This is a genomic window from Morganella sp. GD04133 (genome assembly GCF_029835375.1).
GTDB lineage: Bacteria > Pseudomonadota > Gammaproteobacteria > Enterobacterales > Enterobacteriaceae > Morganella > Morganella morganii_B.
The window spans coordinates 48,922-74,682 of record NZ_JAODZS010000024.1 but is presented as its reverse complement, the minus strand read 5'-3'; the positions used below and the strand labels follow the sequence as shown (position 1 = coordinate 74,682).

Sequence of the window (25,761 nt, the reverse complement as noted above, 5' to 3'; positions counted from 1 at the left end):
GGTGGTCACCCGGAGGGACACTGATTGCGGTTCTCACATTGCTTGACAGATATAAAGCGAAAAGCGTGCCAACTTTTTTAAAAGGGGTAAACCGCGTTGCAGCAACGGGTTACTTAAATAAGGATAGCGGAAATGGGGTAAATTGCACCATATTGGTGCATTCCTGCGTTGACTTGCCGATCCGGGATGCACTGTTATGGTGCAATTAGATCAGTGCGCTTCTTTACCGATCACAAACGCAAAAAAAGTATCTCTTTTATCCTGAATAGGTTTATGATATGCCCCTCTGAATTCGTCGCTGAGCGTGGTATGCGCCGCTGATTTTGTAAAAAAATGGCAGGATGAATTTTATCTCTATGTTTTATAATCATTTATTTTTTAAGTGAGATGTATCACACTTCTTTCACTTGCCTCAGAGAACGTGTAAAATACCACCAAACATCTACACCATAGATGGGCGTTGTTGAAAAGAATGCTATCTGTGACGTAATTCCCATCCATTAACGAAAACGGTACAAGTCTTTGTCTATCGAGAAATTAAGAAATATTGCCATCATCGCTCACGTTGACCATGGCAAGACCACGCTGGTCGATAAATTATTACAGCAGTCCGGTACGTTTGATGAGCGTTCAAAACCGGAAGAGCGTGTAATGGACTCCGGCGATCTGGAAAGAGAGCGCGGCATTACTATTCTTGCCAAAAATACCGCGATTACGTGGAACGACTATCACATCAACATCGTTGACACCCCGGGGCACGCCGATTTCGGTGGTGAAGTAGAACGTGTGATGTCCATGGTTGACAGCGTGCTGCTGCTGGTGGATGCGATGGACGGTCCGATGCCGCAGACCCGCTTTGTAACGCAGAAAGCGTTCGCAAACGGCCTGAAACCTATCGTCGTTATCAACAAAATTGACCGTCCGGGCGCACGTCCTGACTGGGTTATCGACCAGGTATTTGACCTGTTCGACAACCTCGGCGCAACTGACGAGCAGCTCGACTTCCCGATCATTTACGCATCTGCGCTGAATGGTATCGCGGGCACCGATTATAACGATATGGCGGATGACATGACCCCGCTGTACGAAGCTATCGTTAAGTATGTTGAGCCGCCTCAGGTTGACCTCGACGGTCCGTTCCAGATGCAGATCTCCCAGCTCGATTACAACAACTATTTAGGTGTTATCGGGATTGGCCGCATCAAGCGCGGTAAAGTCAAACCAAACCAGCAGGTCACTGTTATCGATGCGGAAGGTAAAACCCGTAACGGTAAAATCGGTAAGGTTCTCGGCCATTTAGGTCTGGATCGTATCGAAGCTGAAATCGCGGAAGCCGGTGATATCATCGCGCTGACCGGTCTGGGCGAACTGAATATCTCAGATACTATCTGTGACACCGGTTGTGTTGAAGCATTAAAACCACTGGCCGTTGATGAACCGACCGTCAGCATGTATTTCTGCGTTAACACCTCGCCATTCTGCGGTAAAGAAGGGAAATATGTTACTTCCCGTCAGATCCTTGACCGCCTGAAGAAAGAACTGGTTCACAACGTGGCACTGCGCGTTGAAGAGACTGAAGACCCGGATGCATTCCGTGTGTCAGGCCGTGGTGAGCTGCACTTATCTGTTCTGATCGAAAACATGCGCCGTGAAGGTTTTGAGCTGGCGGTATCCCGTCCGCGCGTTATCTTCCGCGACATCGACGGTCGTAAACAGGAGCCGTTCGAGCAGGTGACTCTGGATATCGAAGAGCAGCACCAGGGTGATGTGATGAAGGCACTGGGTGAGCGTAAAGGCGAACTGCGTGACATGATGCCGGATGGCAAAGGTCGCGTGCGTCTGGATTACAGCATCCCGAGCCGTGGTCTGATCGGTTTCCGTACTGAATTCATGACTATGACATCCGGTACCGGTTTACTGTATGCCACATTCAGTCACTATGATGATGTTAAACAGGGTGAAATCGGCCGCCGTCAGAACGGTGTGATGATTTCCAATGGTCAGGGTAAAGCGGTTGCTTACGCACTGTACAGCCTGCAGGATCGCGGTAAGCTGTTTGTCGGTCACGGTACTGAAGTGTATGAAGGCCAGCTGATCGGGATTCACTCACGTTCAAACGACCTGACAGTGAACTGCCTGACCGGTAAGAAACTGACCAACATGCGTGCGTCCGGTACTGATGAAGCGACCACACTGACTCCGTTTATCGAGAAAACCCTGGAACAGGCGTTAGAATTTATCGATGACGACGAATTAGTGGAAGTCACGCCGAAGTCTATCCGTCTGCGTAAACGCCACCTGACTGAAAACGACCGCAAACGCGCACACCGCAGCAAAGATTAATCTCTGCCGGTTGTTTTGATTCATGCCACTCAGGGCGCCTCCGGGCGCCCTGAGCTTTTTCTGCGTACTGATCACATACCGGTCACAGACTGATAACCGCACGGAAATACGGGCGGGATCGCAGACCCGGATATTTTTTCTCTCCGAAAACGGTTTTCACTCTGTTCAGGAAGGGAGTCTGCGGGTAGAGTAAAAATAATTCATCAACCCGGAGGGATGGTATGCTTTATATTTTTGACATGGGTAATGTCATTATTGATATTGATTTTAAACGTGTTTTATCAGTCTGGAGTCATCTGAGCGGTAAGCCGCTGTCCGAACTGAGCAGTGATTTTATTCACGGCGAAACCTTTAAACAGCATGAATGCGGCAAAATTTCCGATGTTGAATTTGCCGAAGCCATTAATGATCAGCTGGATATGTCGCTGAGTTTCGATGAGTTTGCCGAAGGCTGGCAGGCTATCTTTATCTCTGTCCGCCCTGATGTGATTGATATCATGAACAGGCTGCGCGAGCAGGGACACCGCGTGGTGGTTCTCTCTAATACGAATCGTCTGCATCAGGACTACTGGCCGCAGCACTATCCGGAAATCGCCGCTTCTGCCGATTACCTGTATCTCTCCCAGGATCTGGGGCTGCGCAAGCCGGACCCGGATATCTATCAGTATGTGCTGGAAACCGAAGAATTTGAGCCGCAGGATGCGGTGTTCTTTGATGATGTCCGCGAAAACGTGGATGCGGCAGTGGCGCTCGGTATCAACGGCGTGTTGGTCGCCGATCGTGACACTGTTTCCCGTTATTTTGCAGAGTATGATTTTTCAGCAGACGTGACTGAGTAATTCAGGTGTGATTGTTTTTTAAACGGATATGACATGATTGCATTAATACAGCGTGTGACCCGCGCGGATGTCCGGATCGCCGGGGAAATTGCCGGTGAAATCGGGCCCGGATTGCTGGTTCTTCTGGGTGTTGAGCGGGATGATGACGAACAAAAATCAAAACGCCTGAGTGAAAAAGTGATGGGTTACCGCATTTTCAGTGATGCGGACGGAAAAATGAACCTGAATGTGGCGCAGTCCGGCGGTCAGCTGCTGGTGGTGTCACAGTTCACCTTAGCAGCGGAAACACAAAAAGGAATGCGTCCGGGATTTTCAAACGGCGCGGCACCGGAAAAAGCCAATGCCTTATATGAGCACTTTGTAGTGCAGTGCCGGGCAGCAGGAATGGTGACGGAAACAGGCCGGTTTGCGGCAGACATGCAGGTCAGTCTGACAAACGATGGTCCGGTCACTTTCTGGCTGCAGGTATGATACAACAGTCTCAGGCCGGTCACCGGTTACCACTGACAGGAGAAAGTGAGATGTATCATTTACGTGTACCAAAAACCGATCAGGAGCTGGAAAGCTATTTTCATTTCCGCTGGGCGATGCTGCGCAAGCCGCTGAATCAGCCGCAGGGATCGGAAAAGGACGGTTATGATACCTATGCACATCATCAGATGGTGGTGGATGAAACCGGGCAGCCTGTGGCTGTCGGCCGCTTGTATATCAATGCAGAAAATGAAGGCGCGATCCGCTTTCTGGCAGTTGATCCGCAGATGCAGGGACGAGGGCTGGGCACACTGATTGCACGCGCACTGGAGTCCGTGGCGCGTCAGGAAGGTGTTAAGCGGATTGTCTGCAGTGCCCGTGAGGAAGCGGTCGCATTTTTTGAAAAATCAGGTTTTGAAAACAGAGGACCGATTACAGGCCCGCAAGCGACGCCTGTTCGTCATTTTTTTATGATTAAATCCGTTGAAACTCTCGATGCGATTCTGCATCGTCCCGACTGGTGTGCCGAATTACAGAAAGCATGGTATGAAACCATTCCCCTGAGTGAAAAAATGGGGATCCGCATTACGCAGTATACCGGTCAGGAATTTATGACCACCATGCCGGAAGGCCCGAACCAGAACCTGCATCAGACCATTTTTGCCGGCAGCCAGTTCTCGATGGCGACACTGACCGGCTGGGGGCTTATCTGGCTGCTGTTACAGGAAAATTCCCTGGATGGCGATATTGTGCTGGTGGATGCCAATATCCGTTACCGTAAGGCAGTGGCAGGCAGACCGGAGGCGATTGCTTCCCGCGATAAACTCAGCGGTGACCTGGATCGTCTGGCGCGCGGCAGCAAAGCACGGATTAAGCTGGAAGTGACTGTCGGGCAGGGCGATGAGGTCGGGGCGGTCTTTACCGGCACTTATATGGTGTTGCCCGGACAGAAACACAGCGCGGAGTAACGGGTAAAACAGTGCCTTACGGCGCTGTTAACAGAATCTGTAAGATCCGGGATGCTCTGATAACAGGCAAAACGAAAAGACGCTGTAAACACATCCCTGTGTGCTCGGATCGCGCCATCCCTGGCGCTTACGCTTTTCGTTCGCTTGCCTGTTATCATCACGGCACATAATCCGCAGTGTTACCGATAAAGAAAAACAGCGCTCTGAGGCGCTGTTTCTGTATCAGGTTACAGTATTTCCCCGGTTTCGCTGTTATCCGGGATCACCCGCTGTGCGGGCGGGACAGAAGGCACCGGCTCTGCGGAAACCGGGGTGTTGCTCATCTGTCCTTGTGTGATAGCCCGGTTTATCTGATTTCCCTGTTTATCCTGTCCGGAGAGTATACCGCTCAGTGTGCTGCGGATATCCTCTGCCCGTAATTGCCCGTTCAGGCGCAGCGTGTAATTGGCGCTGCCGGTCAGCGGAGCTGGCTGCCAGCCCCATTGTGACAGGATCTGACTGTCCGCCCCGGTTGCCTGCAGTGTGAAACTGAAAGGTGTGGTACCGGATGGTGTGGTCTGAAACTGCATTTTCAGCAACCCTTCCCCGGCGGAGGCGGCAAATTGTGTGGTGGCAACGCTGTCAGTACCGGCAGTCAGTGTCAGATACGGGCGGTGCAGTTCGACCCGGTTAAAGGTGGCATTACCGGCACTGACAGAAAGTTCGCCATCCCATAAACCCCACTGACCGGATTTCAGGATCTGCATAGTTTTGATGTAGCCGTTCACATTGGTGAGCTGGAACGGGAAAACCGGCTGTGTATCAATCAGCAGGGCATTAGAGACTTTAATATCCTGTAAGCGGATAGCATCAATTCCCTGCGGGGCGGCTTCCTGTAATGCGGCGAACCACTGTTCCGGCAAACTGTACAGCAGGTTGTCGGCGACACCGCTGGTGATATCCAGTGTCCGGGTGGCACGGTTCCACTCCCCGGTAAAGCGCAGAATACTCTTGTCATAACGACCGGTCAGGCGGTTGACGGCAATCTGATCGCCGCGCAGTTCCAGCGTGCTGATAATGTCAGAAAAATGCTGCCCGCTGAGTGTCAGATCCGCAGCGGCGATATCCGCCTGTCCGTTGTCTGTCTGCCAGCGTCCCTGTTTAAAGGCCAGATTTTTGACCGTGCCTTCCAGATAGTTTACCGCCCACTGATGACCTTCGAGCTTGATATTGGTGGCGGTGATATTTTTGGCCTGAATATCCGGCAGATTTTCTGTACTGTCTGCCAGCTGTGTCAGTGTTTGCGGTGTCTGCCAGCGGATGTCATTAAGCAGCAGGTTATCCAGCTGCCACTGACCTTCGGCGCTGCGGCGTCCGGTGGCGGTGATCAGGCCGTTTTCCAGTGTGGCGGTCAGGTTATCAAAGGTGAACTGTTTTCCGCTGACATCCCCCTGTGTGAGGATATTTTTCAATGGCAGGCCGTAGTAGTTCAGGCTGCTGGCGGAAAACTGGTATTTACCGTTACCGGTCAGATCACTGCCCTGTGGCTGCCACGGCGTGATCCCGCCGGTAACACCTTCCGCATCAATTACCCGGTTGCCGTCGGTGCGGCGGAGTGCGGTCTGATTGAGCTGTAATAACCCGGCACTGACCGGCAGAGTACCGCTGTCAGCCGCATCAGAAATTTCGATATCCCCTTTCTGCACAATGATACGGGCAAACCAGCCGGGCTCAGAAAAACTGCGCCAATCCAGGGTCAGCTCAACATTGGCGGCTTCCAGAGCAAAATCACCGGAAACCGTGCTGATACTGATATCACTGAGTGAGATAAGTGAGGGGGAGGAGAGCGAGTGACTTATCGCGGAAAGCGAGACGTTGTAGCGTGTATTGTCACTGATAAGGGCTGAAACCTGTTTTGTGCCCCATGATGTCTGTACCACAAGGGCACCGGCAACGATAAGAATAATGACCAGTGTTATCAGCCAGAAAACAGCCCGTCCCAACCATTTCATAATGCGCTCCCCGAGAGATAATCCTGAGGGCATACTAGCGTGAGGCTCTTTGTGGTGACAAGGATTATCGCGGTTTTTCCGCACAGAGCAGTCCGCGTGACCGTTTCCGGTCACGCGGTTAAACAGATGATTATTTCTCCGGCGGGAAAATCAGGTTCAGGGCAATCGCGGTCAGACCGCCCGCCGCAATTCCTGAGGAGAGCAGGGTTTTCAGCCAGTCCGGTGCGAACTGCAGGATCAGCGGTTGCTGGGAAACGCCCATGCCGACAGCCAGCGACAGCGCGATAATCATAATCGCGCGGCGGTTCAGGGTTTCGCGGGAAACAATGCGCACACCGGAGGCCGCAATCGTCCCGAACATGACAATGGTTGCACCGCCGAGTACCGGTTCCGGAATGTGCTGCACAAAACCGGCTACGGCCGGGAACAGCCCCAGCACGATCAGCATCAGTGCCACCACATAACCGACATAACGGCTGGCAACGCCGGTCAGCTGGATCACGCCGTTGTTCTGCCCGAAACAGGAGTTCGGGAAAGTATTAAAGACTGCAGACAGGGCGGAATTGAGGCCGTTTGCCAGTACACCGCCTTTCAGACGCTTCATATAGAGCGGGCCGGATACCGGCTGTTCGGAGACATCGGACGTGGCGGTGATATCACCGATGGTTTCCAGCGAAGTCACCATAAAGATCAGGATCAGCGGCAGCAGCAGGTTCCAGTCAATGGATAAGCCGTAATAGAGTGGCGCGGGGATCACCACCACTTCCTCCGGGATTTCCGCATGGTTATCCGGCAGCATACCCATCCACCAGGCAGCCAGATAGCCTGCTGTCATCGCCAGCACCAGTGATGCAACACGCAGATACGGGTTTTTCTGACGGTTCAGCAGCACAATCACCGCCAGCACAATACCGGCGAGGATCAGGTTATCGGCAGAGCCGAAGGTGTTATCCGCCATTGCGCCGTAACCGCCGCCGATGGAGGTCAGCCCGACCTGAATTAATGACAGGCCGATAATCATCACCACCACACCGGAGACCAGCGGTGTGATAATGCGGCGCGCCAGATGCAGGAACCGGGAGAGGATCACCTCTGTCATGGCGGCCAGCATCAGCGTGCCGAACAGCGCCGCCATCATTCCTTCTGTATCCACACCATTATTTTTCAGTGCCATACCGCCCATAATCAGCGGGGCAACAAAGTTAAAACTTGTGCCCTGAATCGAGAGCAGCCCGGAGCCGACCGGCCCCCAGGTGCGGATTTGCAGCAGTGAGGCCAGCCCGGACGCGAACAGCGACATACTGATAATCCGCTGGGTATCATGAGCAGACAGGCCGAGCGCCTGAGCGATAAGCAACCCGGGTGTAATCACCGCCACAAACATCGCCAGCAGATGCTGACAGGCGGCAAAGAGGGTCTGCGGCAGCGGCGGACGATCTTCCAGACGGTAAATAAGTTCACTATTTGTGTTAGTCGCGGGAGTTACGCTGGTTTTGTCAGAAATGGCAGAGTTCATGTCAACAGGTCCGGGATAAGCAATTTCCGTATTTTAATGATCTGCGGCACAAAAGCAATCGTTTGCGCGAATGAGTTGTTATTTTTTATAGCGGAATATAATCACAGTTTTATTTATTTTAACTTGTCTTTATCCGCTTTTTTTTCTTTAATCCGGATACCTGCTTTTTCCTCTTGCGTAACAGGGACGTGATTAACGCGATAATGATGTAACAAATACCAACAATAAAAGGGGTACGTGAATGTATCAACTCGATGTTTACGGCACGCTGGTTGCGGCCACTCTCGTCCTGTTATTGGGGCGTAAACTCGTAAAAACTGTACCATTCCTCGAAAAGTATACTATTCCTGAGCCTGTGGCCGGTGGTCTTCTGGTCGCGATTGTATTATTGGGGTTCAAATCCGGTATGGATTTGGAAGTGAAATTTGATGATTCACTGAAAGACCCGCTGATGCTGGCGTTCTTTGCCACCATCGGCTTAAACGCCAACTTAGCCGGCCTGAAGGCAGGCGGCAAAACCTTATTTATCTTTGTGATTGCCGTTGTGGGCTTACTGATTGTGCAGAACTCCGTCGGTATTTCCCTGGCGAAAATGATGGGGCTTGATCCGCTGATTGGTCTGCTGGCCGGTTCTATCACACTCTCCGGCGGTCATGGTACCGGGGCGGCATGGGGTAAGATTTTCAGCGACAGCTATGGTTTTACCGCAGCAACAGAAATTGCGATTGCCTGCGCAACCTTTGGTCTGGTGCTCGGTGGCCTGATTGGTGGTCCGGTTGCCCGTTTCCTGATCAAAAAGACAGCCATGAGTGATGTGAAACTGCAGGATGATGAAGCACCGACTGCGTTTGAAAAACCGCAGGCCGGACGCATGATCACCTCGATGGTTCTGCTGGAAACCATTGCACTGATTGCTATCTGTTTGCTGGCGGGGACATATCTGTACAGTGTTCTGACGGATTTCTTCACGTCGATGCAATGGAAGTTCCAGATCCCGGCATTCGTGTGTGTGCTGTTTATCGGGGTTATCCTGAGCAACAGTCTGTCACTGATGGGTTTCTACCGTGTATTTGAACGGGCGGTGTCGGTGCTGGGTAACGTCAGCCTGTCACTGTTCCTGGCGATGGCACTGATGAGCCTGAAACTGTGGGAAATTGCCTCTCTGGCGGTACCGATGCTGGTGATCCTGGCGGCACAGACTGTCGTGATGGCACTGTATGCGATTTTCGTCACGTACCGGGTGATGGGGAAAAACTATGATGCGGCGGTACTGGCTGCCGGTCACTGTGGTTTCGGGATGGGGGCAACGCCAACCGCGATTGCCAACATGCAGGCGGTAACTGATCGCTTCGGGCCTTCTCATGTGGCTTTCCTGGTGGTGCCGATGGTGGGAGCGTTCTTCCTCGATCTGATTAACGCACTGGTTATTCCGTTCTTCCTGGCGTTACCGATTTTCCCGGTTGCGGGCGGGTAACGGAACCGTTCTTAAAGCAGGCAAGCCACCCTTCCGGGTGGCTTTTTTCGTTATACGTTGGTGTATTGTGTGCGTTCCGGCAGCCAGCGTTCGATCAGGGCTTTCGCCTGTTCCGGATAATTCTGGTGCAGATGCCGTGCCACGCGCTGTACTTCCGGCAGCATGCCCTGATCGCGCAGTAAATCCGCGACTTTAAATTCGGCATTGCCGGTCTGGCGTGTGCCGAGCAGTTCGCCCGGCCCGCGGATTTCCAGGTCTTTCTGCGCGATAACAAAGCCGTCGTTGCTGTCCCGCAGCACCTGAAGACGCAGTTTTGCCGTCTGTGTCAGCGGGGTTTTATACAGCAGCACACAGTGGGAGACCGCAGAGCCGCGCCCGACCCGGCCGCGCAGCTGATGCAGCTGTGCCAGCCCGAGCCGTTCCGGGTTTTCGATAATCATCAGGCTGGCATTCGGCACATCCACCCCGACTTCAATCACGGTGGTGGCAACCAGCAGATCCAGTTCACCGGCTTTGAACTGCGCCATCACCGCCTGCTTTTCTGCCGGTTTCATGCGGCCGTGAACCATCCCGACCCGCAGATCCGGCAGCGTGGCTGACAGCTCATCAAACGTCACCTGAGCCGCCTGAGCTTCCAGCAGATCTGATTCATCGATCAGGGTACAGACCCAGTACGCCTGTCGCTTTTCATCCTGACAGGCACTGCGTACCCGCTCAATAATCTCATGGCGGCGGCTGTCCGGAATCGCTACCGTGGTCACCGGGGTTCTGCCGGGCGGCAGTTCATCGATAACTGAGGTGTCGAGATCGGCATAGGCCGTCATGGCCAGGGTGCGCGGGATCGGCGTGGCGGTCATGATCAGCTGATGCGGATGAAATCCCTGCTGTTCACCTTTTTCCCATAACGCCAGCCGCTGGTGGACACCAAAGCGGTGTTGTTCATCGATAATCACCAGCACCAGGGAATGAAAACGGATATGTTCCTGAAAAATGGCGTGCGTGCCGATAACCATCGCCACATCACCGGCGGCAATGGCCTCTTCCTGTGCCTGCCGTGCCTTGCCTTTCTGTTTCCCGGCGACCCAGCCGACGCTGATACCCAGCGGCTCCAGCCACTGGCGGAACGTATTGGCGTGTTGTTCTGCCAGCAGTTCTGTCGGTGCCATCAGCGCCACCTGTTTGCCGTGTGCGATAGCGCGGAGTGCCGCCAGCGCGGCGACCAGCGTTTTTCCGGAGCCGACATCCCCCTGAATCAGGCGCATCATTGGCACCGGTTTTTCCAGATCCTGCTCTATTTCCGCCACCACGCGCTGCTGGGCATGGGTCGGCGAGAAGGGGAGTTGTGCCAGGAACTGATTTTTCAGTGTTTCCTGTGGTGACAGCGGCAGTGCGTGATAACGCTGTGCCCCGGCTCTGACCGCCAGCATGCTGAGGTGATGTGCCAGCAGTTCTTCCAGCACAATCCGTTTCAGTGCAGGATGCTGACCGCTCTCCAGTTCGGTTAACTGTGTGTCTGCCGGTGGTCGGTGCAGTGTTTTCAGCGCCTGCGGCAGACTCATCATAGAGCGGGTCAGTTCCGGCGGCAGTAATTCATTGATGGCACAGGTATCGAGCAGTTCCAGCGCCTGATCGAGCAGTTTGCGGAGTGTGGCCTGGCGGACACCTTCGGTGGTCGGGTAGATGGGGGTGAGTGTTTCCTGTAATTCAACAGACGTATCACTCTGACGGACTTTGTATTCGGGGTGAAAAATTTCCGGGCCGTTTTTGCCGCGCCGGATTTCACCGTAAGCGGTGACCTGTTTCCCGGTCGCCAGTGCATTTTTCATTGCGGCTGAAAAATTAAAGAAACGCAGGGTTAAGATGCCGGTACCGTCGCTTATCTGACAGGTCATCATCCGTTTGCGGCCAAAGACCACATCGGTGCGCAGCACTTCACCGCTGACCGTGGCATAAATTCCCGGTAACAGATCGGTGATGGTATAAAGCCGGGTCTGGTCTTCATAACGCAGCGGCAGATGGAACAGCAGATCCTGAAGGGTATGCAGACCGATACCGGCCAGTTTGCCCGCCTGTCCGGCCCCGACGCCGTGCAAAGTCGTGAGTGGGATAGCATCAAGCAGTTGACCTTTCATTTTCTGCTCCGTTTCGTATCAGGCGGATGGTTTCTTCTGTTGCATGGCAGCCCACCAGCTGTCCGGCGCAATGATATGGCCCTGTTCATCAATCTGCGGACGGGGCAGTTTTTTCTCGCGGGCGACCTGAGCCAGCACCGGATAACCGCGTTCAAACAGCAGGCGCTGTTGTTCATCCAGTGCCAGGGCGCAGCGGGGATGCTCATAGAGACCGGCGGCTTCGCGCTGGCGCTGTGCCTCATAGAGGATCACGGCAGCGGCAACAGACACATTCAGTGACTGTACCATGCCGGACATCGGGATCATAATATGCTGATCCGCCAGCCGGATGGCTTCCTGAGATATGCCGGTTTTCTCAGAGCCCATGATAATGCAGGTCGGACGGGTAAAATCGACAGCCCGGAAATCCACCGCGCTGTCAGACAGATGGGTGGCAAGAATCTGCATACCCTGAGATTTCAGCAGGGTCACGGCATCACCGAGTGTGTCGTGGTTATGCACATTCACCCAGCTGTTGCTGCCGGCGGCGGAAGAGACCAGGGTTTTGATCTTCTCCGGCCAGACCGCATGCAGGTCATGGATACCGACCGCATCCGCGCTGCGGATCACTGCGGAGACATTGTGCGGCTTATGCACTTCCTCAAGACACAGGGTGAGGTCAGGCTGGCGCATCGCCATCATCCGGCAGATGCGCTCATAACGTTGGGAATTCATACCGTGTGATTAATTCCGGTTGCGGCTGACGCGCAGGACATCCGGCATAATGCGGATCTTACGCATAATATTCGCAAGCTGGATACGGTCTTTTGCGGTCAGGCGGATAAAGGCGCAGTAAACGCGGCCATCTTTCTCCTCGGTATTCATGCTCTGAATACTGGAGTTGGCATCATTAATTGCGGCGGTCAGGTTAGCCAGCGCGCCCTGGTGGTTAAACATATCCACTTTGATTTCAGCAATGAAATCCGTGTCGATATCATTATCCCACTCAACAGCCATGAATTTTTCCGGCTCTTTTTCATATCCGCGGATATTACGGCAGGATTCATGGTGGATAACCAGCCCTTTACCCGGACTGATATGGGCGATAATCGGGTCACCGGGCACCGGACGGCAGCATTTGGCGAAGGTAATAAGCACGCCGTCCGCGCCTTTGATCGGCAGCTTGCGGGTGGTGCTCTCTTCAGTATTGTTTTCCGGTTCATTCAGCAGGTTACGGGCAACCACCACGCTCATGGCATTCCCCAGGCCAATTTCCGCCAGCAGGTCATCCAGAGTCGCCAGTTTCATCCGCACCAGTTCACGGCTGATATTTTCCTGCGGGATATCGGTGATCTTACGGCCGTTACCGAGTGCGTGATTGAGCAGACGGCGGCCCAGATTGACGGAATCATCCCGTTTGAGGTTTTTCAGCAGCTGACGGATTTTCGCCCGGGCTTTTGAGCTGACAACAAAGTTCAGCCATGCGGCATTTGGCCGGGCACCCGGTGCGGTAATAATTTCAACGGTTTGTCCGCTGGTCAGTTGCTGGGAGAGCGGGTACGGCTGGCGGTCAACGCGCGCACCGACACAGGAGTGACCGATATCCGTATGGACGGCATAGGCGAAATCCACCGGGGTGGCGCCGGTCGGCAGCTCGACAATCCGGCCTTCCGGTGTGAAGACATAGATTTCATCCGGGAAGAGATCGGATTTCACGCTCTCAATAAATTCGAAGGTGTTGCCGGTACTTTGCTGAAGTTCTATCAGGCTCTGCATCCAGCGGTGGGCACGCACCTGTGCGGTGGTGCCGGATTCACCGTGCTCTTTATAAGCCCAGTGTGCCGCCACCCCCATTTCTGCCATCTGATCCATATCTTCGGTCCGGATCTGCACTTCCACCGGCACCCCGTGAGGGCCGATAAGGGAGGTGTGTAATGACTGATAGCCGTTGGCTTTCGGGATAGCGATATAATCTTTGACGCGACCGGGACGCGGCTTGTACAGGCCGTGAACCTGACCCAGTACGCGGTAGCAGGTATCGACACTGCTCACAATCACGCGGAATGCATAAATGTCCATGATCGAGTGAAAACGCTGCTCTTTCAGGTGCATTTTCCGGTAGATAGAGTAAAGATGTTTTTCCCGCCCGCTGACTTTGCAGCTGATCCCGGCTTCCGTCAGACGTCCTTCGATTTCGGATAAAATCTTCTGGATCATCTCTTTACGGTTGCCGCGCGCGGCTTTTACCACTTCTTTGATGACGCGGTAGCGGTTCGGGTAAAGGGCTTCGAATCCCAGCTCCTCAAGCTCCGTTTTGATATGATGAATACCGAGACGGTGAGCCAGAGGACTGTAGATTTCAAGGGTTTCGCGTGCAATACGGCGACGCTTATCGGGACGCAGAGACCCGAGCGTGCGCATGTTGTGCGTGCGGTCTGCCAGCTTGATGAGAATGACACGAATGTCTTTCACCATCGCCATGACCATTTTGCGGAAGTTTTCAGCCTGAGCTTCTTTTTTGTCGCGGAAGTTCAGTTTGTCTAACTTCGATACCCCTTCCACCAGCCCGGCAACGGTGGTGCCGAACAGTTGTTCAATATCCTGAAAGGTGGCAGGCGTATCTTCAATAACGTCGTGCAGCAGTGCTGCCATCAGTGTTTCGAGGTCGAGACGCATCTCAGCCAGGATACAGGCAACAGCGACCGGATGGGTAATATACGGTTCGCCACTGGAGCGGGTCTGCCCTTCGTGAGCATCCCGCGCAACGACATAGGCTTGTTTTAACAGATCAATCTGCTCTTTCGGCAGATAATCCTTAACAATATGGTTCAGGCTTTCAAACAGGTACAAGGCAGACCTACCTTAACTTAACGACGTCCTTCGGCGATTGCAGAAACCGCTTGCATTTCAGCAGCTTCCTGCTCCTGTTGTTCCTGGCGCTCACGGGCGTCAAGGATCTGGCCGTTGATCAGATTTTCTTCGATTTCGCGCAGGGCGATCACGGTGACTTTATCGTTTTCTTCCGGAACCAGAGGCTCTTTGCCGCCGGCCTGTAACTGACGCGCACGGCGTGCTGCCACTAATACGAGGTCAAAACGGTTACCAATTTTTTCTACTGCGTCCTGGACTGTTACGCGTGCCATAGGTGTGCTACTCCACAGATAAATAAATGACTCGGCATGATACTGAAAGTTGTATCACTGTGCCAATAATTTGGCGATTAAAGCATCATGTCGCTGAACCTGGCGACCTGAACGCAGACGTTCCGCACGGATAATCGTCTGTAAATCGGTCAGCGCGACATTAAAATCATCGTTCACAATCAGATAATCGTACTCGCCATAGTGCTGCATTTCACTGACCGCCTGTGCCATACGTCCGGCAATGACCTCGTCAGTGTCCTGACCACGGCCGCGCAGACGGCGCAGCAACTCTTCACGGGACGGCGGCAGAATAAAGATACTGCGGGCTGCCGGCATCTGTTCCCGGATCTGGCGGGCTCCCTGCCAGTCAATATCAAGAAATACATCAACACCGGAGTTCAGGATATCTTCCACTGTTTTACGGGCGGTACCGTAGTAATTCCCGAAGACACAGGCATGCTCGAGAAACTCATTACGGCTGATCATGCTTTTGAATTCATCTTCAGTGGTGAAGAAATAATGCTCTCCGTGCACTTCGCCCGGGCGGAGACCGCGGGTGGTGTGCGAAACAGAAACCTGGGTGTCATATAAAGGCTGTGTTTTCAGTAATGCCTGAATAAGACTCGATTTTCCCGCACCACTCGGCGCAGAGACAATATATAACGTACCTTGGGTCATTGTTGATGTCTTGTCTGATTGGGGGTTGAAAAAGCCTCGGGGAATAAATCCCCGCATATAGTATACACACACGCGCAGCGACATGCAGCGTTCAGGTGATTATCTGCTGAAAATTTCTTATTTTTCCGGTCAGATGAATACGGATGTTTCGTTTTTCTGCACCGGCGGAATAAAAATGTACGTACAGTTCCCCCGGTTACATGACAGTGCGGTACAACAGGAAAAAACAGACAAGCAGGGCTGATAAGTAGCGCCGGAACCGGTATTGTCCGGTTCCGGTTGAGCGGTTATTGCCGTTAATCCTGATTTTCGTAATTAAAGACCGGTAACCCGAGGCGGTAGCGGATGGCAATTAACCGGGATGTCAGACCGGCGACAAGGGTGATAATTATGACGGCATCGCGCGGCAGCGGCGTGTAAAACAGTAATCCCATATAGAGCCAGGCGGCGGCAAAGGAGATACCGGCATATAATTCTTTCTGGAAAACCAGCGGAATGGTGTTACACAGCATATCGCGCAGCACACCACCGAAAACACCGGTGATCACAGCGGCAATGGCGGCAATGATCGGGCCGTAGTTCATATCAAGTGCTATCTGAGCGCCGATAATGGAAAATACCATCAGCCCGATAGCATCCAGGATCAGGAAAAGACGGCGCAGATGTTTCATCATCGGCGCAACCCAGATAGTGATAACGGCAGCACAGGCAACCGTAATAATATATTCAGGGTGTTTGACCCAGCCCAGCGGGTAATGGCCCAGCAGCATGTCACGGACCGAACCACCGCCGATAGCCGTTGCGGAGGCGATAATAATCACGCCGAAGACATCCATTTTACGGCGGCCGGCGGCCAGCGCGCCGGTCATGGCTTCAGCGGTAATACCAATAATGTACAGGATACTGAGTAACATAGTCTTATCATTGCCGGTTTATCGGAAGGTTAGCATAGTCAGCACAGCCGCAAGTCTCGACTGAGTTTTTTTTAGTCTGACCCGATCGGATTACCTGAGGTTATCCGAACTGATGGTATAAAAAGAGAGTATCACTCTAATGAATGAATATCAGATAACAACAATACCCCGTCATCATCAGCTTACTAATATTAATGTATGGACGCCGGATAGCCAATGGCTGGTTTATGATGTCCGCCCTCAGGGGGCTTCATTTACCGGTGAAACGATAGAAAAAATTCATGTGAATACAACGGAGATCCGTGAAATTTACCGGGGAACCGCCGGGGCCTCTGTGGGTGTGGTGACGGTCAGCCCTGAATTACCGGTGCGCTATGCCTTTATCCGCGGGCCACTGAACCCGGATCCGCAGTGGCAGTATGATTTCCATCACCGTCAGGGCGTGATAGTGCGGGATGATGCACCGGGTATCGCACATAATATTGATGCTTTCTGTATTACGCCGCCTTATCAGCCCGGTGCTCTGCGCGGCGGTACCCATGTGCATGTGTTCAGTCCGGACGGGGAGTGGCTGAGTTTTACTTATAATGACCATGTCCTGCATGAACGGGACCCGGCGCTGGATCTGCGCAATGTGGCGGTGGCGGTTCCGCTGCATCCGGTGTGTACCGGGAAACATCACCTGCGTGAATATGACGGCGAATTTTTCTGCTGTGTGGTCTCGCGGACAACCCCGGTACCACAACCGGGCAGTGATGACATCAGCCGGGCATACGAAGAGGGCTGGATTGGTCAGCAGGGGTATCTGCGGGCTGACGGTTCCCGTCAGCGCCGGGCGATTGCGTTTATCGGGGATACCCGGGCAGAAAACGGTGAGGTGATCGCGGAGATTTTCCGTCTCGATCTGCCGGAACGGCCTGAGGATTATGCCGTTGCCGGTGATCTGCCGATTGAGGGAACTGACAGCACGATGCCTGCCCCGCCGGCGGGAGTTACCCAGACACGTCTGACGTTTACCCATCAGCGAAAATACCCGGGGCTGGCAAAACAGCCGCGTTTCTGGCTGCGCAGCTCACCGCAGGGCGACAGAATAGCCTTTCTGATGCAGGACGATCGGGGGATAGTTCAGTTATGGACGATTTCCCCGCAGGGTGGTGAGCCGCATCAGGTCACTTCCGGCAGTGATGGTATAGCATCTGCATTCAGCTGGGACAGCTCCGGGCGGTATCTGACTTTTGTCCGCAAAGGATTGGTCATGGTGTGCTGTGCTGAAACCGGGGTATGCCGGGCGGTGACAACATCATCGGCAGAACCGGTGTCAGGGGATGCGGTGGTGTTTTCACCGGATAACAGCCGGGTGGCATTCCTGCGCCGCACAAACGGCTGGCAGCAAATTTGGGTGGCAGACACCGGGCTGTAACAGTGGCTGATTATTCCTGCGGTGCAGGTGGCGGGGAATTGTGCGCGGTTTCCGCTGCTTCCAGGCGTTTTACCCGTTCCGCAGGGGATGACTCACTGTTGTCTTTGCCGTCGGTGGCATAATCGACCGGGGCCAGCAGGGTATCGAGCACCGCAGAAAACGGCAGATCAATGGCGACAAGCGGTTTCATTACCCAGCCGGTTTCGTCATCCTGCAACATGGCGATACTGTTTTTGGTACCGGAATAGTAGCCCTCTGTCGGGCCGGTCCGGGTCATAATACTTGAGCAGCCGCTGAGTATTGTACTCAGTCCCAGCAATCCGCTTATCATCATACATTTGCGTGTCATAACATGTCCCTGCATATACAGCGGGCGGGTACCGGTAATTATTTCACCCGACCGGCGTACTATTCCATAAATAGAGTGTACTGAGAAGTTTTTGTTTTTTTGTGTGATCCGGGTTTCTGTTTAACGGCAGCACATGATTACCGGTAAATTGCCACCGGTAAAAACGCGCAGATCACAGACAAAGGGTATCATCCCCGGAGAGCTGTTTTAACAGAACCGGCAGAATTATCTGTCAGAAAATGTGACTGAATTTATTGAACAATGCGGTTTGTCGGCGTTAATACAATGATAATAAGGGGATTATTACAGCCATTACCGGAGGAACTTCCGGGTAAACTGGGACGCATTACTGAACGGTGTGAGGTAAATATGCCTTGTGCTTTATACCGGCCGGTAATGTCAGTTAACAGATCCAAAGTCCTCGTTATACCTTTACCCCGTTATGTTCTTACCACATAACGGGGATTTTTTTACCGGCGGCTGCAACAATGTGGCAGATGATCATCAACCATACCGATGGCCTGCATAAAGGAATAACAGATAACCGGCCCGCAGAATTTAAATCCGCGTTTTTTCAGTGCTTTTGCCAGAACATGGGACAGCGGGGTATCGGCAGGGATGGTGCTGCTGTCGGTATGGTGGTTAACCAGCGGCGTGTTACCGGTGAAATTCCACAGAAAATCACTGAAATCCTCTCCGGCCTGCTGCATCGCCAGATAGGCTTTTGCATTGCTGATAATGGCATTAATTTTTGCCCGCTGGCGGACAATGCCCGGGTTTTGCATCAGTTTATCCACATCGGCATCGGTCATAGCCGCCACTTTTTCCGGGTCGAACTGAAAAAACGCCTGCCGGTAATTTTCCCGTTTTTTCAGGATCACCAGCCAGGAAAGACCCGCCTGCTGGCCTTCAAGGCAGATCATCTCAAACAGCTTATGGTTATCCCGTTCAGGGACACCCCATTCCGTGTCGTGATACTGAATATAAAGCGGGTCATCAGTAACCCAGGCACAGCGGGTCCGGGCAGCAGCGGACGGTGACATGACGTTCTCCGGAAAAACAGCGTTTCTGTTAATCTATACTGGATGAATATCCATGTAAACGGGTATGTTTCCGGTTTTTCGATCCGGGCGGAAAAAGATCGGAGAAGCGCTGTATAGTCCGGCGGTCAGAGGGTATACTGAATGACTTTATTTTATTATTCATTTTCTCGCGTGCGGATCCAACATGCAAAAGTTTGATACCAAAACCTTCCAGGGTCTTATCCTGACGTTACAGGATTACTGGGCGCGCCAGGGCTGTACCATTGTTCAGCCACTGGACATGGAAGTCGGCGCCGGCACTTCACACCCGATGACGTGTCTGAGAGCGTTAGGGCCGGAGCCGATTGCGGCGGCCTATGTGCAGCCATCCCGTCGTCCGACGGACGGCCGTTACGGGGAAAACCCGAACCGTCTGCAGCACTATTATCAGTTTCAGGTCATCATCAAACCGTCTCCGGATAACATCCAGGAGCTGTATCTCGGCTCTCTGAAAGAGCTGGGCATTGACCCGACAGTCCATGACATCCGTTTTGTTGAAGATAACTGGGAAAACCCGACACTGGGTGCCTGGGGATTAGGCTGGGAAGTCTGGCTGAACGGCATGGAAGTCACACAGTTTACTTACTTCCAGCAGGTCGGCGGTCTGGAGTGCAAACCGGTTACCGGGGAAGTCACTTACGGTCTCGAGCGCCTGGCGATGTATATCCAGGGCGTGGACAGCGTTTACGATCTGGTCTGGTGTGACGGCCCGCTGGGTAAAACCACCTATGGTGATATCTATCATCAGAACGAGGTTGAGCAATCCACCTATAACTTTGAATACGCCGATGTGGACTTCTTATTCACCTGTTTCGAACAGTATGAGAAAGAAGCGCAGTCCCTGCTGGCACTGGAAACTCCGCTGCCGTTACCGGCCTACGAGCGTATTCTGAAAGCGGCTCACTCTTTCAACCTGCTTGATGCGCGCAAAGCGATTTCGGTGACGGAACGTCAGCGTTATATCCTGCGTATCCGTACCCTGACCAAAGCCGTTGCCGAAGCTTACTATGCCTCCCGTGAGGCACTGGGCTTCCCGATGTGTAAAAAGAACTAAGAGGCTGTCATGACACAACAGACTTTCCTGACGGAAATCGGCACAGAAGAGTTACCGCCGAAGGCGCTTCGTTCTCTTGCTGAATCTTTTGCGGCTAACCTGACTGCAGAACTGGCCGCAGCGAACCTGACTCACGGTGATGTGACCTGGTATGCCGCACCACGCCGCCTGGCGGTAAAAATTGCCGGTCTGGCGGAATCCGCTGCTGATCGCGAAGTGGAAAAGCGCGGCCCTGCTATTGCCCAGGCATTTGATGCTGAAGGCAAACCGACCAAAGCGGCGGAAGGCTGGGCACGCGGCTGCGGGATCACCGCTGATCAGGCTGATCGCATGGTCACTGACAAAGGTGAATGGCTGCTGTACCGCGCGGTGGAAAAAGGGAATAACGCCAAAGAATTACTGGCCGGTATGGTCAGCCGTGCGCTGGCAAAACTGCCTATCCCGAAACTGATGCGCTGGGGTGATAAAGAGACTCACTTTGTGCGTCCGGTTCATACCGTCACGATGCTGATGGGCGCGGATGTGATTCCGGGTGACGTCCTGGGGATCACCTCTGACCGTGTTATCCGTGGTCACCGTTTTATGGGTGAAGCGGAATTCACTATCGCACACGCAGATGAGTATCCGGCCATTCTGGAAACGCGCGGTAAAGTGATGGCGGATTACGATGCCCGTAAAGCCATGATCAAACGTGATGCGGAAAAAGCAGCACTGGCACTGGGCGGCGTGGCTGACCTGACTGACAGCCTGCTGGAAGAAGTCACTTCACTGGTGGAATGGCCGGTTGTGCTGACAGCGAAATTCGAGGAAAAATTCCTCGCGGTTCCGTCTGAAGCCCTGGTGTACACCATGAAAGGTGACCAGAAGTACTTCCCGGTTTACGACAAAAACGGCAACCTGATGCCGAACTTTATCTTTGTCGCCAATATCGAGTCTTCTGATCCGTCACAGATCATCGCAGGTAACGAAAAAGTCGTTCGTCCGCGTCTGGCGGATGCCGAGTTCTTCTTCAAAACCGACTGCAAAAAACGTCTGGAAGATAACCTGCCGCGTCTGAGCACGGTCCTGTTCCAGCAGCAGCTGGGCACACTGCGTGATAAAACCGATCGCCTGGAAGCACTGGCAGGCTGGATTGCCGGTCAGATTGGTGCGGATGTGAATCATGCCACCCGTGCCGGTCTGCTGGCCAAATGTGACCTGATGACCAACATGGTCTTTGAATTCACTGATACCCAGGGTGTGATGGGCATGCACTATGCACGCCATGACGGTGAATCCGAAGACGTGGCGCTGGCACTGAAAGAGCAGTATCAGCCGCGTTACGCCGGTGATAACCTGCCGTCAACGCCGGTGTCTGATGCGCTGGCGATTGCTGACAAAATGGATACCCTGGCGGGGATCTTTGGCATCGGCCAGCATCCGAAAGGGGATAAAGACCCGTTTGCGCTGCGCCGTGCCGCACTCGGTGTGCTGCGTATCATCGTTGAGAAAGGCTACAACCTCGACCTGGAAACGCTGACTCAGGAAGCGGTCCGTCTGTATGGTGATAAGCTGACGAACGCGAATGTGGTCACTGACGTGGTTGATTTCATGTTAGGCCGTTTCCGCGCCTGGTATCAGGAGCAGGGTTTTGCGATTGATACTATCCAGGCGGTACTGGCGCGTCGTCCGACCCGTCCGGCAGACTTTGATGCCCGCATGAAAGCGGTCACGCACTTCCGCACACTGGACGAAGCTGCCGCTCTGGCCGCTGCTAACAAGCGTGTTTCCAACATTCTGTCGAAGAGTGATGATGCACTGAATGATACCGTTCTGGCGTCATTAATGAATGCACCGGAAGAAATTCGTCTGGCAGCGTACGTGACTGACCTGAAAACACAGCTGGCTCCGCTCTATGCGGAAGGCAAATATCAGGAAGCACTGACTGAACTGGCTTCTCTGCGTGAAGCGGTGGATGCATTCTTTGATAGTGTGATGGTGATGGATAAGGATGATAATATCCGCCGCAACCGTCTGACATTATTAAATGAACTGCGCAACCTGTTCCTGGGTGTTGCGGATATTTCACTGTTGCAGTGATAGTGATGTTGCGGTGATATTACAGGATAAAGCCCGGTTTGATGACCGGGCTTTATTTTTTTACTCGAACGGCAGTAATAATGCGCCTTCAGTTTTCCGGATATCCATTTTATTCAGCTCAATATCCTGCTTTCCGCCGATATAATTTGTACCGTCAAAAATCAGGGTGAAATCACTGATCGGGCTTTTCGGATTAAGGTAATTTGTTTTCATCTGACCGTTATTTTCAATGCTGCTGTTACTCATAATGGTATTCATCAGCAATGTATTAATCTTACCTGATGGTGTATTTTCAAATCCGGAATGATGCAGATCCATTGTCAGCTGGTTATGGCCATACATTGGTGTTTTTTCCGGGTCAGTCAGCTGTAATTCAGGCCCGATGGTTATCTGTCCTGCATTCCGTATTTGCGCAGCAGCAGAATGAATATACATGTTATCCGCTTTGATATGACTGTTTCCTTTGATATTCAGAAAGTTTCTGGTGTTTTTTCTGTTTTTCAAAGCGTAATCCGGTTTGATCATTTCCAAATCACGAAGACCGCTGTTTGTTTTTGCCAGATCATAATGACCGATATAGGTTGCCAGATTTTTGGTTTTCAGTTGGCTGTTTTTCATATCAATAGCCGCGGCAATGAATGTGAGTTTATCGGTATCAGCAAAATGCTGTTCTGCGGTATTCAGCATGCGGACTTTTCCGCTGATATTCCGGTAACCGGAAAATTGCCCGTCCGGCGTCATACTGACATTACCGGCAGCCAGACTTAAACTGTTCACACCGGTCACACTGCATCCGTTACAGGCAATACCGTTCGGGTTAGCAATAACCAGATGGGCTTTTTGGCCATCCACATGCATATTGCTGTGCAGACGTGATTTTCCGGTTGAAAGCACTTCGTTAATAATTGTCCCGGCACCGGCGTCACGGTTATTAAATACCACACCCTGTTTATCAACATTAAACTGGTCGTAGGCATTATAAGAAACACCGTGTGTATTTGCCGGGGCGATATTGATGGTGGTGTTGTTTCCCTGACGGACGACCTGAGTTGACGCGGAAGATGCAGGATTAACGGTAATATCCGCCGCAGAGGCGAACTGAGCGAGGAAAAGGGCACTGCTGATAACGGACAGCTTTACTATTTTTGGCATAACCACTCCCTGGTTGTTGTTGAGGTATCAAATCCACGGGCAGGATAAATAAAATCGCTGACAGGAGATAGGAACAGCGTGGTTATTTTTTGTCAGTTTTCAGCATTCCGATAGCAAATAAAAAACATACCGTTTACCAATAAGCGGATAAAAAACAGAAATTTGGCTGATAAACCGGCGAAATAAAAATAATGAGGCGAAAAACAAAAAATTCCGGTTTCTGCTCTTGACGTTTAGCCTTTCCGGCAGTAATATCCATCCCGCTTTCGGCGAGTAGCGCAGCTTGGTAGCGCAACTGGTTTGGGACCAGTGGGTCGTAGGTTCGAATCCTATCTCGCCGACCATATTAAGAAAAACCCTGCTTTTACAGCAGGGTTTTTTGCTTTTCAGCATCCTGCACTTTTTCCTTCTGTTCCTTTCAAAAATTACGCCGCTTTTTTGATATCGCTGTTTTCTGTTATCCGTTTAACTGCCCGCTGAAAGGATTTCATCAGACGGACGGATACATGATAAAAAAAACACTCGTTGCTGCTGTGATGGCGGTTTCCGGCTGTGCGTGGGGCAGTACAGACACATCTTCAGCGGTTTCTCCGGCCTCCTGCGCCATACTGTCAGACGTGGTGATTGAGCAGCGTGAATTAATCGGGCCGTCTTATCTGGCGGATCAATTTGAAAAAGATATCACCGGGCGCTGTCTGACATCAGAACAGATGGCAGAAGCGGTGATGGCTCTGGAGTCAGCGGTGCATGAGGCCGGTTTTATCACAGCACAAATCAGTGTGCCGCCGCAGAATGTCAGCGACGGCACACTGACACTCCACTATCTGCCCGGTTATCTGACTGGCTACCGCGACAAAGAGGGTGGGGATGCACATTTCGGCCTGAATCTGATTTTTCCGCAGCGGGCGGACGGGCAACTGAATATCCGTGATACCGAACTGGGAATGACTCATCTGAATCAATTGCCCGGACTGGGTGCTCAGGCCGCTGTTGAACCTGACCCTCAAAACCCCGGTAACAGTATTATCACCATTGCCCGGCAGAAAAAACGCAGCATCAGCGGCTCACTGGAAATCAATAATCACGGCAGCCCGTCAACCGGCAGCAGGCAGATAAGCAACCGGCTCAGTATTGAGAATCCGTTGCAACTGTATGACCGCCTGTTTATTTATACCCTGCGCGATACGGATCGCGACCATTCTGCCGGCGTAAAATTTATTTATGGCCAGTACCGGCTCCCTTTCCGGCACTGGGAGTTTACCGCAGGCGGCAGTTACAGTGAGCAGAAGCAGCAATACCCGGTGTACCGCGGGTCACTGGACTATTTCACCCGCAGTAAAACGCTGGATCTGAGCCTCGGTCGTAAGCTGCTTCTGACCCCGGCGCATGATATCACCCTCAGCAGCGGTGTTTCTGCGCTGACCCGGCATGTCACACTCGGACATGCGCCGCTGATATTGCCGGAGCGCCGTTCTGTTTACTGGAATACCGGGCTGAATCACCGCTGGTATCTGCCGGGTTTTACCTTTCAGTATCAGGTGCAGTATAAGCATTCCCTGAACCGTTTTGGTGCGCTGCCGGTCACCGAAAAAAAATTGAAACCGACGCGGCAACTGATGGCGGAAACAACACTGACAGTGCCGTTCCGTCTGGCTGGTCAGCCGTTTTATTATGAAGGCGTTATGCGTGGTTTTATGAATGCGGATAAAGCGGACGAGATGGATTACGAATCCATGAGCGGTCGTTATTCGGTACGCGGTTATCCGTTTTCCCACAGCATGAGCGCCGCGCGGGCGTTTATCAGCCGTAATGAAGTGGTCTGGCAGCAGGTATTGCCGGGGCATAACCTGTATCTGGCGGCAGATGCCGGGCTGCCGGGGGCAACGATTTCCGGCGGTGCGCGATCGCATGGTCTGGCGGGTACGGAGATCGGGATGAAGGGGTTTTATAACTCACTGAGCTACCAGGTCTTTGCCGGTCTGCCGCTGAAAGAAGCGGAGCGTGTACGGGCCTTTTCACCAGTGGGTGGATTTTCTGTCAGTGTCAGTTACTGAGGCGCAGTTTGATTTCAGTACGTGATAGTTCCGCTGTATATCAGGCAGGAGGCGGATTACAGCGGCAGTCGTGGCAAAATGTGCAACGGAAAACACTGTGACAGCGATATCAGACAAAATAAT

General features: G+C 52.7%; 20 protein-coding genes and 1 tRNA gene. 10 read left to right on the top strand and 11 right to left on the bottom strand.

Annotated elements, in window-relative coordinates:
• Window positions 1-522 precede the first annotated feature (522 nt).
• The 4 genes from typA to fabY all read left to right on the top strand — a co-directional run bounded on the left by typA (window position 523) and on the right by fabY (window position 4,621).
• Complete coding sequence (gene typA, locus N7387_RS13230) at window positions 523-2,343, top strand: ribosome-dependent GTPase TypA (protein WP_025151526.1); 1,821 nt, start codon at window positions 523-525, stop codon at window positions 2,341-2,343.
• Between the two features lie 221 nt (window positions 2,344-2,564).
• Complete coding sequence (gene yihX / locus N7387_RS13225; protein ID WP_279799517.1) at window positions 2,565-3,182, top strand: glucose-1-phosphatase; 618 nt, start codon at window positions 2,565-2,567, stop codon at window positions 3,180-3,182.
• Window positions 3,183-3,215: 33 nt separating this feature from the next.
• On the top strand, window positions 3,216-3,653 hold the full coding sequence (gene dtd / locus N7387_RS13220) for a D-aminoacyl-tRNA deacylase (protein ID WP_279799515.1): 438 nt from the start codon (window positions 3,216-3,218) through the stop codon (window positions 3,651-3,653).
• A 50-nt stretch (window positions 3,654-3,703) separates the two neighbouring features.
• The gene (fabY, locus tag N7387_RS13215; protein ID WP_279799538.1) at window positions 3,704-4,621 is read left to right on the top strand and encodes a fatty acid biosynthesis protein FabY; all 918 of its coding nucleotides are present in this window, start codon (window positions 3,704-3,706) and stop codon (window positions 4,619-4,621) included.
• Between the two features lie 227 nt (window positions 4,622-4,848).
• Here fabY and N7387_RS13210 read toward each other — a convergent pair whose 3' ends face one another.
• Together N7387_RS13210 and N7387_RS13205 are read right to left on the bottom strand one after the other, a co-directional pair.
• Window positions 4,849-6,612: a hypothetical protein gene (locus N7387_RS13210; RefSeq protein WP_279799513.1), complete on the bottom strand. Its 1,764-nt coding sequence runs from the start codon at window positions 6,610-6,612 to the stop codon at window positions 4,849-4,851.
• Window positions 6,613-6,742: 130 nt separating this feature from the next.
• A complete protein-coding gene (locus tag N7387_RS13205) occupies window positions 6,743-8,128 on the bottom strand; it encodes a uracil-xanthine permease family protein (protein ID WP_262859591.1) in 1,386 nt (461 codons plus the stop codon).
• Between the two features lie 241 nt (window positions 8,129-8,369).
• Between N7387_RS13205 and gltS the strand changes: the two genes are divergently transcribed.
• Window positions 8,370-9,602, top strand: coding sequence for a sodium/glutamate symporter (gltS, locus tag N7387_RS13200; protein WP_279799510.1), 1,233 nt, complete (start codon window positions 8,370-8,372; stop codon window positions 9,600-9,602).
• Between the two features lie 50 nt (window positions 9,603-9,652).
• Here the strand turns inward: gltS and recG are convergent, their stop codons facing one another.
• From recG to N7387_RS13170, 6 genes are all read right to left on the bottom strand, one after another.
• On the bottom strand, window positions 9,653-11,734 hold the full coding sequence (gene recG, locus N7387_RS13195; protein WP_279799507.1) for an ATP-dependent DNA helicase RecG: 2,082 nt from the start codon (window positions 11,732-11,734) through the stop codon (window positions 9,653-9,655).
• Between the two features lie 18 nt (window positions 11,735-11,752).
• Entirely contained in the window at window positions 11,753-12,448 is a 696-nt protein-coding gene (gene trmH, locus N7387_RS13190; RefSeq protein WP_279799505.1) for a tRNA (guanosine(18)-2'-O)-methyltransferase TrmH, read from the bottom strand.
• Window positions 12,449-12,457: 9 nt separating this feature from the next.
• On the bottom strand, window positions 12,458-14,563 hold the full coding sequence (spoT, locus tag N7387_RS13185) for a bifunctional GTP diphosphokinase/guanosine-3',5'-bis pyrophosphate 3'-pyrophosphohydrolase (RefSeq protein WP_262859588.1): 2,106 nt from the start codon (window positions 14,561-14,563) through the stop codon (window positions 12,458-12,460).
• A 17-nt stretch (window positions 14,564-14,580) separates the two neighbouring features.
• Window positions 14,581-14,856, bottom strand: coding sequence for a DNA-directed RNA polymerase subunit omega (gene rpoZ, locus N7387_RS13180; RefSeq protein WP_004236565.1), 276 nt, complete (start codon window positions 14,854-14,856; stop codon window positions 14,581-14,583).
• Between the two features lie 54 nt (window positions 14,857-14,910).
• Complete coding sequence (gene gmk / locus N7387_RS13175) at window positions 14,911-15,534, bottom strand: guanylate kinase (RefSeq protein ID WP_072871429.1); 624 nt, start codon at window positions 15,532-15,534, stop codon at window positions 14,911-14,913.
• 296 nt (window positions 15,535-15,830) lie between these two features.
• Complete coding sequence (locus tag N7387_RS13170) at window positions 15,831-16,448, bottom strand: trimeric intracellular cation channel family protein (protein WP_004236560.1); 618 nt, start codon at window positions 16,446-16,448, stop codon at window positions 15,831-15,833.
• A gap of 139 nt (window positions 16,449-16,587) precedes the next feature.
• Between N7387_RS13170 and N7387_RS13165 the strand changes: the two genes are divergently transcribed.
• A complete protein-coding gene (locus tag N7387_RS13165; RefSeq protein WP_279799501.1) occupies window positions 16,588-17,868 on the top strand; it encodes a DUF3748 domain-containing protein in 1,281 nt (426 codons plus the stop codon).
• A 10-nt stretch (window positions 17,869-17,878) separates the two neighbouring features.
• On the opposite strand, the gene N7387_RS13160 is transcribed toward N7387_RS13165, so the two are convergent.
• Both N7387_RS13160 and N7387_RS13155 read right to left on the bottom strand, forming a co-directional pair.
• The gene (locus N7387_RS13160) at window positions 17,879-18,217 is read right to left on the bottom strand and encodes a YceK/YidQ family lipoprotein (protein WP_262859586.1); all 339 of its coding nucleotides are present in this window, start codon (window positions 18,215-18,217) and stop codon (window positions 17,879-17,881) included.
• A gap of 470 nt (window positions 18,218-18,687) precedes the next feature.
• Window positions 18,688-19,260 (bottom strand): DNA-3-methyladenine glycosylase I, encoded by a 573-nt coding sequence (locus N7387_RS13155; RefSeq protein ID WP_279799498.1) that lies wholly within the window; start codon window positions 19,258-19,260, stop codon window positions 18,688-18,690.
• Window positions 19,261-19,444: 184 nt separating this feature from the next.
• Here N7387_RS13155 and glyQ point away from each other — a divergent pair, with 184 nt between their 5' ends.
• Both glyQ and glyS read left to right on the top strand, forming a co-directional pair.
• Window positions 19,445-20,353 (top strand): glycine--tRNA ligase subunit alpha, encoded by a 909-nt coding sequence (gene glyQ, locus N7387_RS13150; RefSeq protein WP_004236554.1) that lies wholly within the window; start codon window positions 19,445-19,447, stop codon window positions 20,351-20,353.
• A 9-nt stretch (window positions 20,354-20,362) separates the two neighbouring features.
• On the top strand, window positions 20,363-22,432 hold the full coding sequence (gene glyS / locus N7387_RS13145) for a glycine--tRNA ligase subunit beta (RefSeq protein ID WP_279799495.1): 2,070 nt from the start codon (window positions 20,363-20,365) through the stop codon (window positions 22,430-22,432).
• Window positions 22,433-22,492: 60 nt separating this feature from the next.
• On the opposite strand, the gene N7387_RS13140 is transcribed toward glyS, so the two are convergent.
• Entirely contained in the window at window positions 22,493-23,584 is a 1,092-nt protein-coding gene (locus N7387_RS13140; protein WP_279799493.1) for a filamentous hemagglutinin N-terminal domain-containing protein, read from the bottom strand.
• 267 nt (window positions 23,585-23,851) lie between these two features.
• Here N7387_RS13140 and N7387_RS13135 point away from each other — a divergent pair.
• A tRNA-Pro gene (locus N7387_RS13135) sits at window positions 23,852-23,928 on the top strand.
• A gap of 162 nt (window positions 23,929-24,090) precedes the next feature.
• Window positions 24,091-25,638: a ShlB/FhaC/HecB family hemolysin secretion/activation protein gene (locus N7387_RS13130; protein WP_279799491.1), complete on the top strand. Its 1,548-nt coding sequence runs from the start codon at window positions 24,091-24,093 to the stop codon at window positions 25,636-25,638.
• Window positions 25,639-25,761 lie beyond the last annotated feature (123 nt).